6 protein-coding genes and 3 pseudogenes are annotated in these 11,916 nt (G+C 65.0%); 5 read left to right on the top strand and 4 right to left on the bottom strand.

The genetic code is table 11. From position 1 onward, the window contains the following. Nucleotides 1–149 precede the first annotated feature (149 nt). A complete protein-coding gene (locus tag RHBS_RS16320) occupies nucleotides 150–557 on the top strand; it encodes a VOC family protein (protein WP_121872986.1) in 408 nt (135 codons plus the stop codon). Between the two features lie 12 nt (nucleotides 558–569). On the opposite strand, the gene RHBS_RS16315 is transcribed toward RHBS_RS16320, so the two are convergent. Then, nucleotides 570–1,544 (bottom strand): sigma-70 family RNA polymerase sigma factor, encoded by a 975-nt coding sequence (locus tag RHBS_RS16315; RefSeq protein ID WP_128646037.1) that lies wholly within the window; start codon nucleotides 1,542–1,544, stop codon nucleotides 570–572. 91 nt (nucleotides 1,545–1,635) lie between these two features. Between RHBS_RS16315 and RHBS_RS16310 the strand changes: the two genes are divergently transcribed. The 4 genes and pseudogenes from RHBS_RS16310 (at nucleotide 1,636) to RHBS_RS16295 (ending at nucleotide 6,284) form a co-directional block, all read left to right on the top strand. Next, nucleotides 1,636–2,616, top strand: a complete 981-nt coding sequence (locus RHBS_RS16310) for a GTP pyrophosphokinase family protein (RefSeq protein ID WP_094613371.1) — start codon at nucleotides 1,636–1,638, stop codon at nucleotides 2,614–2,616. 50 nt (nucleotides 2,617–2,666) lie between these two features. Then, entirely contained in the window at nucleotides 2,667–4,136 is a 1,470-nt protein-coding gene (locus tag RHBS_RS16305; RefSeq protein WP_128646036.1) for a DUF2079 domain-containing protein, read from the top strand. A gap of 43 nt (nucleotides 4,137–4,179) precedes the next feature. After that, nucleotides 4,180–5,388: pseudogene (locus tag RHBS_RS16300) on the top strand (sulfite reductase subunit alpha); the annotation flags it as partial. A gap of 77 nt (nucleotides 5,389–5,465) precedes the next feature. Further along, entirely contained in the window at nucleotides 5,466–6,284 is an 819-nt protein-coding gene (locus RHBS_RS16295; RefSeq protein ID WP_128646034.1) for a hypothetical protein, read from the top strand. Between the two features lie 19 nt (nucleotides 6,285–6,303). On the opposite strand, the gene recD is transcribed toward RHBS_RS16295, so the two are convergent. The 3 genes and pseudogenes from recD to RHBS_RS16280 form a co-directional block, all read right to left on the bottom strand. Then, nucleotides 6,304–8,166 carry an exodeoxyribonuclease V subunit alpha gene (gene recD / locus RHBS_RS16290; protein WP_128646033.1) on the bottom strand — a complete coding sequence of 621 codons (1,863 nt, stop codon included), beginning with the start codon at nucleotides 8,164–8,166 and terminating at the stop codon, nucleotides 6,304–6,306. Next, nucleotides 8,163–11,503, bottom strand: a pseudogene (locus RHBS_RS16285) (UvrD-helicase domain-containing protein). Before RHBS_RS16285 ends, recD begins: the two are co-directional and overlap by 4 nt. Continuing rightward, nucleotides 11,500–11,916, bottom strand: a pseudogene (locus RHBS_RS16280) (exodeoxyribonuclease V subunit gamma); the annotation flags it as partial. The pseudogenes RHBS_RS16285 and RHBS_RS16280, both read right to left, overlap by 4 nt.

Genomic DNA, 11,916 nt, shown 5'->3' with positions numbered 1-11,916 from the left:
CGCGACCCCGTCGAGCATCCGCTCGGCGGGGTCGCGTCGTGTCGGCACATCTGCACCCGATGACTTTTCGGATCGACAGCTGTCAGTACGAGCAAGACCGTTGATCGACGGTTCGACGCAGCAGGTTCTTCCAGAAAAGGTGTGTATCCATGTCACGTTTGCTGTTCGCCAACATGCCCGTCCGCGACGTCGTCGCCACCCGCGCATTCTTCGAGGGTCTCGGATTCGAGTTCAACGATGTCTTCAGCGACGAAAACTGCGCCTCGATGGTCGTCAGCGAGCAGGCGACCGTAATGTTCCTGGCCACCTCGCGATTCGAGGACTTCATCTCCGACTCGATCTGCGACACGAGCTCGGCCCGGGAGGTGCTGATGTGCGTCTCCGCCGACAGCCGCGAGGAAGTCGATTCGCTGACCGACGCGGCGATCGCCGCCGGTGGATCGAAGTGGATGGAGCCCCAGGATCACGGGTTCATGTACGGCCGGGCGTTCCGCGACCTCGACAACCACGTGTGGGAAGTGATGTGGATGGATCCGTCGGCCGTCTCGGAGAGCTGAACGGCCGTTCGTCTAGAGGCGGTCGGGCAGACCGAATCGATCGAACAGTGTCAGATCGAAGAAGCAGGCCACATGCCCGACCCCTCTGGCATCGACATCGAGAACATGCAGCTGGAACGGCCGGTGCACACCGTCCTCGGCCAGCATGTACAGCCCGTAAGCGGGCTGACCGTTGGCAGAGGTGGACACCATCCGCATATCGCCTGCTCCGTTCGCGGGGCAGTTGTTCCGGATGAGAGATCCGATGGTCTCGCCACCCTGGTACCACCCGACGAACGGCGGCATTTCCCACACCGCGTCCGAGGTGAAGAGGGTGACCAGTCGGTCGATGTCGTAGCTCTCGAAACACTCCACGTACTGCGTTAGAAGTTTCTGCAATTCCGCGGATTCGATGGGCTCGACATCGTCGAGCTCGGGCGCGATCTCGTCGAGGCGCTCCCGTGCTCGCTGCAGGAGGCTGTTGACTGCGGTCGTCGTCGTTGCGAGAACCTCGGCAACCTCCGACGCTTTCCACTGCAACACTTCGCGCATCAGCAGCACCGCGCGTTGCCGCGACGACAGATGTTGCAGTGAGGCGACGAAGGCGAGTCGCACGGATTCCTTGGCCACCACGATCGAGGCGGGATCACTCGCATCCGCCAGATCGGAATCGGCGATCGGCTCGAGCCACGGAATCTCGTTGTTCTGCACCAATTCGTCGGTGGGGCCCGAACTCGGTGCACCCAAGCCTGTCGGCAAGGGACGCTTCGCCCGGCCGTCCAGAGCGGTGAGACAGGTATTGGTTGCGATTCGGTACAGCCATGTTCGTAGCGACGAACGGCCCTCGTATTTGGCGTACCCACGCCACGCGCGAATGTACGTCTCCTGCAACAGGTCCTCGGCATCGTGGATCGACCCGGTCATGCGATAGCAGTGCGCGAGCAACTCACGACGAAAGGGATCGAACTGCTCGACGAAGTCGTCCTTCTGTTCCGAGGCCACGGTCATGCGGTAGAGCGTAAACCGGACACACGCGCGCCACAGCTCGAACGCGCGCCGCCGAAAGGATTGCCGACACTTCTGCGTTAACCTCGGCATCGTGACATCGGCAACGAGTATCGACGACTTGGTCGAAGAGCTGTACCTGCAGCGCCGTCGAGCGTGGGAAGCCGCTCTCGTCACCGCGCAGAATTTCCTCGAGACCATCGCCGACGAGATTCTCGAGGACGTCGATCGAGACCGCTTGAATGCGCAGACGGCACGAATCAAGGACCCGGGACGATCGGCCGACAAACTGCGCCGCTATCTCTCCGAGGGCCGCATCACCGAGCCGACCGACGCCGATGCCGTCGCCGAGGCGTTGCCCGATCTCGTCGGCGTCAAGGTGCTGTGCAAGACCCCGCGCGATCAACTGACGTTCGTCGCTGCGCTCGAGCGCGCGTGCAACGACCCGGAATGCTCTGTACGGTTCGCGCAACCACCCACCGACTACGTGGCCTTTCCCAAGCCGAGTGGCTACCGCGCGTACCACGCCGTGCTGGTCGTTCGAGTGGCAACACATCAGGGTGATCTCGATGTGAAGGTGGAAGTTCAGGTCAAGACGCGCCTGCAGGACGCCTGGGGCGAGCTGACCCACGAGGACATGTACAAGCCCGGTGAGGCACTCAAGCCGACCAAGAAGCACACCGACTACGCCGCGCACATGGCCCACCTGCTCGATCAGGTGGATGCGATGGCCGACGATCTGGCCGCGCAGCTCGACTCGTTGACGGCCGCGTCGAAGGACGGGGGCGTGCTCGCGGCCGACCCGATTCCGAAGGATCCGGACTTCATCAGCGCCAGGGTCACCCGCACCGGTCCACGGTATGCACTCGCCGTCGGACCGGACGGCCGCAGAGGCCTGGTTCCCGCACGATCGGTGAAAGCGGTCATCGGCTCGACCGACCGGATCGCCGTCAACGACTACCTCGAAGTGGGCGACTTCATCGATGTGGTGGTCGAGGACTCCGAGGATGCGCTCTACTATCACCTCACTTCGCAGCCGCCACGACGCAAGCCCGCGAAGAAGCGCAAGCGCTGACCGGCGGTTCTCAGGAACATCTCACGTCGGTCCGGTAGACATGCCTCCTCGTGACCACTACCGAGAAATCCACGGTCGTCACCGATGCCGACAGTGTCGACACAGCGACCGACGAAACCGCGACCACAGACCGGCGCTCGACAATCCGCTCCGCCGAGACTCTGGTGCCGGCCGTCTCGTTCGCCGTGCTGGCGACCCTGTACTCGGTGATGTCCGTCCTCGGCCATCGCCAGCTCCGAACATCCGGATTCGACCTGGGGATATTCGTTCAGCAGATCGCGTCGTACTCGCAGTTTCGCGCGCCGACGTCCGACCTACTCGGCACCGGCTACAACACGCTCGGCGATCACTTCTCGCCCATCACCGCGTTGCTGGGACCTCTCTACCGGGTGTTCCCACACGCCGAGACGCTGCTGATCGCCCAGGCCGTGCTGTTCGCGCTTGCCGTGATTCCGATCAGCAGACTGGCGGTACAGAAATTCGGCACGGTCGTCGGCATCGTGACGGCCGCGGCGTTCGGGCTGTCGTGGGGCGTGCAGGCCGCGCTGAACTTCGATTTCCACGAGGTGGCGTTCGCGATGCCCCTACTGGCCGTGTCGATGGTCGCGCTGGTTCGACAGCGCTGGCTGCCGGCCCTGGCCTGGGCTCTACCGTTGGTGTTCGTCAAAGAGGACATGGGCCTGACGGTGATCGTCGTCGGGGCGTTGGTCGCGCTCTGGACGAGCGGCCGCACTCGCATCCTGGGGGCGTTGACTGCTGTCTGGGGACTGACCTGGGTAGTTCTCGCGGTCAAGGTGATCATCCCGGCCCTCAGCTCGGACAACTCGTACGACCAGGGCTCGAAGCTGCCTCCGCTCGGTGAAGGCATCGCCGACACCGCGCACGGTCTGGTTGCCGGCGATTCACGGGCGGCCACCGCTTTTCTGCTGCTCGCGGTCACCGGGTTCTTCGCCCTGCGATCGCCACTGCTCCTGGTCGCCGTCCCGACGGTCGCGTGGCGCTTTCTCAGTGACAACACCAACTTCTGGAAGCCGATCTATCACTACAACGCGATCCTCATGGTCATCGTGTTCGTCGCCTTGCTCGACGCATTGGCGCGTAGCCACCGGCACGGTCAGCTCACCGAACGCGGCCGGAAGCTGATCGTCGCGTTCGTGGCCGCGTTCGCAGTTGTCGCGTTGCCGTTCCTGCCCATGTCACGTGTGGTGCACGCGCAGGAATGGACGATCGATCCGCAGGCAGCGACCGCCCGAGATATCTCCGAGTGGATTCCCGCCGGTGATCGAATTGCGGCGTCGAACAACCTCGTGGCCCAACTCGTCGCCGACCACGACGTGTCGGTCTTTCCGCAGCGCACGACCGATTCGACCGTCCCCGAGTGGATCGTCGTCAACCAGCAGCGGCCTGCGGGTTGGCCGACGGACGAGACCGGCGATCGTCAGGCGGTCGGCCGGGCGCTGGCGAGCGGATACGACGTCGTCTTCTCCGTCGACGGAATCGAGGTCCTGCACCGCGAGTGAGTGGTCCCGATTAGTGTTCGAACCGAGTCGACCTCCCAGTCGACGCACAGAGACGACTACCGCAAGGCAGGTACAGGACATCGACGCTCGAACCGGCGATCTCGGCGCCACCAAGACCGCATCGAAGCGCTCACCGTGGAATCGGAAGAATCCCTATCGCGCGCAGATTCTGAGCAACCGACGCCTCTCCGGCCCCACGTCGGCCAAAGAAGTTCGACACTTCTCGATCGCACTCGGCGAGAGCGGCATCGTCTACGAGGCCGGCGACGGATTCGGCGTCAAACCCGTCAACGACGCGGCGCTGGTCTCGGCTGTGATCGAGCGCCTCGGCGTGCCCGCCGACACCGCGGTCCACACCAAATCCGGCGAGATCACCTTGGCCCATGCTTTGACCACGGACTACGAGATCGGCATCCCGTCCATGGATCTGATCGAGGCCGTGGCCGAACGCGCCGGTGACGCCGAGCTCGATCACGTTCTGCAGAACGGCGACCGCGCGTCGTTCGACGCCTGGACGTGGGGTCGGGACGTCGTCGACGTTCTCGATCTGGATCGGTCAGGAGCGTTCGATCCAGCCGAATTCCTCGGCTTGCTGCGTCCTCTGCAACACCGGGTCTACTCGATTTCGTCGTCGCCGATCGCGCACGAGGGCACCGTGCATCTGACCGTGTCCACAGTTCGATATCGGTCGGCCGAGCGAGATCGCGGTGGTGTCTGCTCGACGTATTTGGCCGATCGCGTCGGGGAGGAACACCAGGCCGGGGTATTCCTGTCGGCCAACAAATCGTTCCGCCTCCCGTCCGACGACACCCCGATCATCATGATCGGTCCTGGAACCGGAGTGGCACCGTTCCGAGCTTTTCTGCACGAGCGTCGTGCCCGGGGCGCGACAGGCGAGAACTGGCTGTTCTTCGGCGATCAGCATCGAGCCAGCGACTTCCTGTACGAGGACGAAGTCGTCGATTTCGAGCGCGACGGTCTGTTGACTCGACTCGATCTGGCCTTCTCTCGCGACCAACCGCAGAAGATCTACGTCCAGCACCGCATGCGGGAGGCAGGCAAGGAGCTGTACGGGTGGCTCGAAGCGGGTGCGCAGCTCTATGTGTGCGGCGATGCGGCTCGCATGGCCAAGGGCGTCGACGAGGCATTGCACGAGATCGTCGCCGAGCATGGTGGCCTCTCCCCCGATGCCGCCGAGGACTACGTCAACGACCTCAAGCAATCCAAGCGCTACCTGCGCGACGTCTACTGACTCGGGTTCTTGTCGGACCCTCTCGCTACGGTCTCGGATACAGGCATCAGTTCTCGTCCGAGAAGAGGGTTTGCATCGTGACCGCACTGCAGAACGGCCATTTCGACTCCACCACCGCCCTCGCGTGGGCCACGTTCACCGAAAACCTGCATGCCCGTCTTAGGACTTTGCCGAGGCGGGACTACATCACGGTTACCGCCGCTCAGGCGAGCCCAGGAGAGCGTGGATTGCGGCCGTACATCGATGTGGCCGCGACGGACGGCAACGTGCTGGTGTCGGTGGCAGCGCTGCCGTCACTGCTGTACCCGGATGCCCAGGACGCAACGGCCATGGATGTGCAGCTCCTCGACTGCGGTTGGTTGGATCGAGGCAAGCCGGTCGCAGACGGATCGATCATCGACCTCACGCGAACCGACACCCGAGCAGATGCGGCGCTCGTCGCGGAGATGATCACGCGAGCGTTCCGAGAGATCTGGAACGTCCCGCATCCGTCGTTCCTGAGCGTGTGGAGCGTCGCGGCCGACGGTGCGTCGTCGGGACCGGTCGACCTGCAGCGCGGGTTCGTCGGTCGCACGACCGGCGCAGCGACCGAAACTCCGTCGGAGACATCCGACGACGTTCCTGCCGAGCTGAAGTCGCTGCAAGCGTTGTGCCAGTTGGTCGGTCGGCGCGTCGATGCGCACACCGTTCGATCGGTATGCGCCGACGGCGATATCGACGCGTTGAAAGCTCGAGCACTCTCGCTGCACAGATCGGCCGCTGTTCGGGCTCGCCCTGCCGACGACGCGAGTCGGGATACCTCGGTCGCGGTATGGAAGAGCCTTGCCCGCACCTGGCTCCTGGTCGCACACAGCATGGACGCCGTGACGAGGGCAGACCGGCACGCGTGCCGGTGATGAACGGGATCTGAACGAACTACAGGATCTGTCGGCGCAGGCCGCTCGCCCGCAGCACCTGACGTTCTACGCCCGCGCGGATGGCCTCCTCGGTACCGATCACCCGTACGTGCGATCGTGCGCGGGTGATGGCGGTGTACAGCAGTTCTCGGGTCAGCAGTGTCGATGCCTCGGCGGGCAGCAGAACCGAGACGGTGTCGTACTGACTGCCCTGACTGCGGTGAATAGTCATTGCGTACACGGTATGTACCGAGGAGAGCACGTTCGGGTGAATCAACACGTGGCCACGACCTCGGGCAAACGCCGCCATCGGAGTTCCGTTGTCTCCCAACACCACGACGCCGGTGTCCCCGTTGTAGATCCTCGCCTCGTGGTCGTTGGCCGTCACCAATAATGGCTGACCGGGGTACCAGAGCGAGGGATCGAGAAACGTTCCGCTTCCTTCTCCTACCCACTCCATCGCCTGCCGGTCCCACCGCGAGACCCCCCACCGACCCTCGCGGTGCGCGCACAGCAGGCGATGTTTCTCGAGCCCGAGCAGTGCTGCGGTGGCATCTCCGCGTACAGCGGCGGCGGTGACCTCGGCTGCGGTGTCGATCACGTCCGAACGCAGCGCGTCGACGTCGTCGGGGCCCTGGAACGAAATCTCATCCGCGCCGGACTCGAGCAACGCCATCACATCGTCGCCCCGGCCATCCCTCACGGCCACGGCCAAGCGAGCGATAGCTCCACCGAACCGTCGACCACGACTGAGCCGAACGACGCCACCACGCAGTCGGTCTCGCTCGAATGCGCTCAGAGCGGCTTCTGCGGGATCCTCGGCGGCGGCGAAGTCCGCGTCGACGAGCTGCGCCAGAACCGGGTTTTCGGTCCCGGTGACCGGCCTGGCCACCAAATCTGCCAGCACCGCGCCTGCGTCCACCGACGTCAGCTGATCCGGGTCCCCGACGAGAATCAACCGAGACTCGGGACGCACGGCTTCGAGCAGCCGACACATCATCGTCAGAGACACCATCGAGGTTTCGTCGACGACGATGACGTCGTACGGCAGTCGGTTCTCGGCGTCGTGCCGAAACCTCGTCTTGCTGCCGGGCTTCCATCCCAGAAGTCGGTGCAGCGTCATCGCTTTCAGGTCCGCAGGAAGTCCGAGGAGCCCGGCTTGTTCGGACACGGACTCCTGCAGTCGGGCCGCGGCCTTGCCGGTGGGTGCGGCCAGCCCGATGCGCAGATCGCGGCCGTGTTCGCGTACGAGGAGCGCCAGAATTCTCGCGACGGTGTGAGTCTTTCCGGTTCCGGGTCCGCCGGCGATGACCGTGGTCCACTGCGTCGCCGCCAGAGCCGCCGCTATTCGCTGCCGATCGGGAGCCGCCGTCGGTGCACCCGATTCGTCCACGAACAGCTCGGCCAAGGCACCGCTGATCTCGACGGCATCAGCGGCCGGATGGGATTGCGAACGCACGTCGAGGAGATCTCGGACGGTGCTCTCCTGCAGATGATATCGGTCCAGATACAGCAACTCACCCTGATCGGTGTCGACCAGTTTCAGCGGCCTCAACGGCCCATTCGAACTGCCGACCACCAGTGGACTCACCCTCAGCGCTCCGAGCACGTCATCGAGCTCGGGCCACGGAAGTGCGCTCGGATCGACGTCCGAATCCTCGTCGACGGTGACGTCTCGCAGTCGTCGCAGATCCAGGCACACCGAGCCGGATCGTACCGAGCGCACCGTCAGAGCGGTGGCGAGCAGTACGTGCTCCGACGACTCCCCGGCCAGGGCACCGAGGCGCAACGCCACGTGCACGTCGGATGCCGACAGCACACCCACATCATTGAACGCGCGCAGAATTCCACTGCCGCGCAGCGCAATCGAGACGCCGGTCATCGGGCCACCTTCCCGGCGAGCAGGTCCGACAGCTCGACCACAAGGGCGGCGGGCGGATTCCAGTCGAACACCCCGCAGCCGGCGGGGGTCTGCGGTCCGACCATGCCCCGCACGAACAGGTATCGGATGCCGCCGAGGTGTAGTTGCGGGTCGTAATCCGATTGACGCCATCGCAGATATCGATGCAGCGCAACGGCATACAGGATTGCCTGCAGCGGGTAGTGCGAGCGGATCATTTCCTGGGCCATCTTCTCGCGCGTGAAGTTGCCGGTGGTCAGATCGCCTCTGGCGATTCGATTCGTCTTGTAGTCCACCACGACGTACCGCGGTCCGGACACGCGCAGAACCGAGTCGATACTCCCGGTGAGGAAGCCGCGAAGCGGTGTCGCCTCGAGATCATCGAGCAGATCTGCGTAGGACGCGAGCACGTCCGCCGGATCCAGGTGATAACGCAACAGGCGCGCCACGGACTTCAACGTGACCGTGTCCGCCACCGGATCGTCGCCGCCGGCCAGGGGCAGCTCGAAGTCGAGCTCGGCCAGATGGTCGGACGGTGCCACGTCCGCCAGCGTCCCGAATCCCAACGGTGTCTGCATCACCGGTAGCAGGGCTTGGGCCAACGCCACCGGATCGACTTCCGCCATCCGCGACGCGACCGCCGCAGCGCAGCGACGTTCGAGTTCCGCGAGCAGATCGGGTGCGGACGTGTCGACGTGTTCGAGTGCCTCGTGGACGAGCGTTCCGAACGCCGCGCCGGCAGGCATGCCGTTCATCGGAGACGCGATTCCGTCCAGCTGTTCGTCGGTGTACTCGCTTCCCGGGTATTCGCCGCCCACCGACGTTTCGGTGGGCTCGTCCGTCTTCTCGGGATGCTCGGCCTCGCTGGTCACTCCTACCTCGGGCCGGCCGGGCGCGGCGTCGTGAGCGTGAGCTGTCAACGCGGAGTACGACGTCCGACGCCACAGCAGGTCGAGGGTTCGATCGAATCGTGCGGCAGCGACGTCGAGGTGCGGTTGCTCGGGACGAATCCAGTGTGCGGTGGACGGCTCACCGGGCCCCACCGGTTCGACCGAGATGAGCCCGGCTGCCGACCCGACCCAGGATTGGAGCCGGTTCGCGGTCGTCGCGTCGTCGAGAACCTTGTACGACGGCTCCGGCAGCGCAATTGCGGGGATGCGTCCGAACAGCATGCGGTGCAGCGAGGACGTCGCGGTGTTTCGGCCCGGTGCCCACCAGAGCACGATCCGGCACTCGGCGCGGGTGAGACCGACGTAGAGCAGTCGCAGTTCCTCGCCTGCCTCCTCCTGGTCGTTGAGAATTTTTCTGGCCGCGTAGCCCGAACCGGACGGTCCGCCGACGTCTCGGATTCGCTTGCCGTTCTCGTGCAGCAACAGCGTCGACGGCTTGCTGAAGTACAACGTGTCCCAGGCGTAGGGCAGATAGACGACCGGGAATTCGAGCCCTTTGCTGCCGTGTGTCGTCATGATCTGCACTGCTGCGGAATCACTGTCGAGTCGACGACTGCGGTCGGTCGACCCGCCCGCTGCCGGTTCCTTGATGCGGTCGGTCAGCCAGCGAGTGAGGGCGGTGATCCCGTAGGACTCGGATACCGCTGCGCGATTGAGCAATTGGGCGATGTGCCGCAGATCGGTCATGGTGCGCTCACCGGCTTCGACCGCGAGCAACCGGGCGTCGAGTCCGGACTGGGCCGACACCCGCTCGAAGACTGCTGCGAACCCGGCCTCGTCGAACAGCACCGAATACTCGCGCAGCCGACTGCTGACCTGGGACAGCGCGTCCTCGGCTCCGGAGTCGAGCTGCGCGGCCGTCCACCCGAGCAGCGGAGTCAAGGCGGCCAGACGTACGCGATCGGTGCGATGAGGTTGCTCGATCGCCTGCAGCAACCACAGCCAGTGTCGGGCACTCTCGGTGCCGAACACGCTGGTGCTGCTCGACACGACGGACGGGACCCCGACCGCGTCGAGTGCATCCCGAATCAACGCCACCTGCTTGGTCGTTCGGGTCAACACGGCAATGTCCCGCGGTTCGATCACCCGAGGGCCGTCGGGTCGCTCGATCACGGCAGATCCGGACAGCAGCTCGACGATGTCCGCCGCGACGTCTGCCGCAACGCGGGATCGGAGTCGGTCGACTGCCGGAAAACCCTGCCGCAGTGGACCGGCGCCGGTTCGGGGGAGATAGCGCAACCGCAAGGGAGGGTGCCCGACCATGCGCGAGAGCGGGTTTCGCGCCTCGACTCGGTGTACCACGATGTCGTCGTGACCGAGGCTGCGCCACCGTACAGATGGTGCAGGGCGTCGAGCAGCCCCGAATCACTACGCCAGTTGGCAGTGAGCTCGTAGAGGTGGTCTGCGGTCTGCACCGCGTCGAGGTAGCTCAGTACCTCGGCTCCGCGGAACGCGTAGATGGCCTGCTTCGGATCGCCGACGAGGATGAGCGTCGTGAAGCCGTGAAACGCCCGCCGCAGAATGTCCCACTGCATCGGGTCGGTGTCCTGGAACTCGTCGATCAGCACGACGCGGAACCGGTCTCGCACTCGTGCGCAGGCGGCCTCGCCGTGGACGGGGTCGGACAACACCGAATGCAGAAGTCCCAGAAGGTCGTTGTAGTCACGCACCCCGAGCAGGCGTTTGCGACGTTCGATCTCCCGGCGTGCTTCCCGGGCGAACCGCACACGTAGCGCGGGCTCGCGGTTGTCGTCGTCCAGGTCCTCGGTGTCGGGATACAGAATCGACTGCTGGTCGCCCACGGCCGCCGACGCCAACTGCTGAGCATCCCGCCTGCTGAATGCCGGTGCCTCGTCGGCACCGCTGAACATCTGCAGATACAGGTCGTCCACGACCTGTTCGAGCAGGTCCGAGACCGATTCGACGAAGGCCGATTCCGGTTCGCGCTCGCCGGCGATGCCGAGCCCGTCGAGCATGCGCTGGCAGAAACTGTGGGTGGTGACGATGGTTCCGGCGTCGAAGTCCGACAACGCCCTTCGCAACCGTCGACGCCGCCGGTCCACTTCGGCGTCGTCGACTGCTGCCAGAAACGCCACGAGTGGATCCCGAGATGCACGAGCGATGTTCGGGTCCGCGAGGTCCCGGGCGATCGACGCGAACCTGCTACGGGTGCGATCACGGAGTTCCTGAGTCGCGGCCCGGCTGAACGTCACCAGGAGCAGGTCCGAGATCTCGGCGATCCCCTCTGCAATGTAGCGCGCGGCCAACCCCACGATCGCGTACGTCTTGCCGGTCCCGGCGCTGGCTTCGAGGACGGTCGTTCCGGTCGGCATCGGGCCGAGCAGGTCGAATCCGTGGGCGGCTGTCATGCATTCCCCATGTTCTCGGCGGTCAGCAACGGGTCCCACAGCTTTCGAGCGAGAATCCCGAAGCGGCTCTTCTCGTTCGACGGCTCGGTCTCGTCGACGAGCGGGGCCGCGGCGAGCAATGTCTGGAACGACAGCGTCGACCCATGGACGTACCGCAACGATCGATCGGTCCCGTCGCCGAAGTCGCCTCGCCAGGCCCACGTGGCCGAGTCGTAGCCGTCCTCGATGGATCCGCCACCGAACCGCTTCTCCGCGTACGCCGACGCGGTACCGGTCGATATCGGCAGCGGCGAGGCCATTCCACGATCACGCAAGTCCACCAACTCCCTCAGGACGGCGACGGGGTCCCGCGGGGCGCTCAACCGAGAGCGACGAGGCGGACGCATCCCGCTCGCGCGGCCGATGGTGACGGC

Origin of the sequence: Rhodococcus sp. BS-15 (assembly GCF_000813105.1) — a bacterium.
In the GTDB taxonomy this organism is placed as follows: domain Bacteria; phylum Actinomycetota; class Actinomycetes; order Mycobacteriales; family Mycobacteriaceae; genus Rhodococcoides.
This window is presented reverse-complemented; position numbering and strand designations above follow the sequence as displayed.

Coding starts and splice junctions, on each gene's coding strand:
- RHBS_RS16320 (WP_121872986.1), top strand. CDS start 150: ATGTCACGTTTGCTGTTCGCCAACATGCCCGTCCGCGACGTCGTCGCC.
- RHBS_RS16315 (WP_128646037.1), bottom strand. CDS start 1,544: ATGACCGTGGCCTCGGAACAGAAGGACGACTTCGTCGAGCAGTTCGAT.
- recD (WP_128646033.1), bottom strand. CDS start 8,166: ATGACCGGCGTCTCGATTGCGCTGCGCGGCAGTGGAATTCTGCGCGCG.